The sequence below is a fragment of the Microbacterium sp. B24 genome, from assembly GCF_000333415.1.
Taxonomy (GTDB): domain Bacteria; phylum Actinomycetota; class Actinomycetes; order Actinomycetales; family Microbacteriaceae; genus Microbacterium.
The window spans coordinates 1-1,618 of the sequence record NZ_BADB01000395.1 but is presented as its reverse complement, the minus strand read 5'-3'; the positions used below and the strand labels follow the sequence as shown (position 1 = coordinate 1,618).

The window sequence follows — 1,618 nt, the reverse complement described above, 5'->3', positions numbered from 1 at the left end:
TCGGCCCGACCGTGAGCGCGCAGTGCACGTGCCCGGTGCCGGCCGCGGGCAGCGACGCGGGGCCGACCTCGGCGAACACCGTGTGCAGCGCGATCTGAGCCGCCGCGATGGCCGCGGCCGTCCTCGGCAGACTGCGTCGCCGGCCGACCAGCGCGACGGCCACCGGCGACGCGAGGATCGTGACAGCGACGATCAGCCACAGCGGGGGCGCGTCCGCGCCGCCGAAGGTGTGCCCGGTCGAAGCGATCGTGGTGGCGATCGCGGCGGCGCTCGTGCCGCGCAGAGCGCGCACGCGGCGGCTCATCGATCGCTGGGGCACCTGACGAGCCTATCGGGGCCGGGGACGTGCGCGCCGCGGGGACGGAGCGCACTCGAGCGCTGAGCGAACTCAAAGCGGCGACCGGTACCCTCTTGGCTCGTGACCCTCATCGCCTTCATCGTCGGCGTCGTGCTGCTGGTCGTGGGGCTCGCGGCATCCATCGCTCTCCACGAGGTCGGGCATCTCGTGCCCGCCAAGCTCTTCGGCGTGCGAGTCGGTCGCTACATGGTGGGTCTCGGGCCCACGCTGTGGTCACGTCGGATCGGCGAGACCGAGTACGGCGTGAAGGCGCTGCCGCTCGGTGGCTACATCTCCATGGCGGGTATGTATCCGCCGGTCCCGCAGACGGTCGCGGCCGCGGCATCGTCGCAGCGGCGCGCCGGCTTCTTCGCGTCGATGGTGCAGGACGCGCGGGCCGCCAACGAGGAGACCCTCGACGGTGAGGACCGCGCCGGCACCTTCTACGGACTCCCGGTGTGGCGGCGGATCGTCATCATGCTCGGCGGGCCCGTGATGAACCTTCTGCTGGCGATGCTCCTCTTCGCGATCGTCTTCAGCGGCATCGGTGTGCAGACCGCGACGACCACCATCGCGGCTGTCAACCAGTGCGTGCTGCCCGCAGGATCGACCCAGACCGCGTGCGCGGCGGACGATCCCGTCTCACCCGCGGCGGCCGCCGGCATCCAGCCCGGTGACGTGATCGTCTCCGTGGACAGCACATCGGTGTCGACGTTCGAGGAGGCGTCGGCGATCATCCAGGCCTCGCCCAACCGTGCCATCGCTGTCGTCGTTCGCCGCGACGGTGTCGAGCAGACCCTCCAGGTCACCCCGATGCTCGCCCAGCGTCAGATCGCGGGGCCTGACGGCACCACCGTCACCGCCGACGTCGGCTTCGTCGGAATGACTGCGACGACGGACTACGTGCACCAGCCGCTGTGGGCAGGTCCCGCCGCCGCGGTGCAACAGGCCGGTCAGGTCGTCGGGATCATGTGGCAACTGCCGGCGCGGGTCTACCAGACAGCGTCCGACATGATCACCGGGGCTCCGCGCGATCCGAACGGGCCGCTGTCGGTGGTCGGCGTCGGCCGGCTCGCCGGCGAGGCCGCGGCCACCGATGCGCCGGTGCTCAACCGCGTCGCCACCATTCTCGGGCTGTTGGGCTCGCTCAACCTGGCACTGTTCGTCTTCAACCTCATTCCGCTGCTGCCGCTGGACGGTGGCCACGTGGTGATCGCCCTCTGGGAGGGCGTGAAGCGTGCCTGGGCCGACTCTAGAGGATCCCCGGGACCGAGCTCGAAT

At 71.0% G+C, this 1,618-nt stretch carries 1 protein-coding gene and 1 pseudogene; one reads left to right on the top strand and one right to left on the bottom strand.

Annotated features, from left to right (window positions below; genetic code table 11):
• Nucleotides 1-319, bottom strand: a pseudogene (locus I5I_RS11840) (hypothetical protein); the annotation flags it as partial.
• Nucleotides 320-418: 99 nt separating this feature from the next.
• Between I5I_RS11840 and I5I_RS11835 the strand changes: the two are divergent.
• The coding region (locus I5I_RS11835; RefSeq protein ID WP_036319732.1) for a M50 family metallopeptidase at nucleotides 419-1,618 on the top strand (1,200 nt) is incomplete at its 3' end.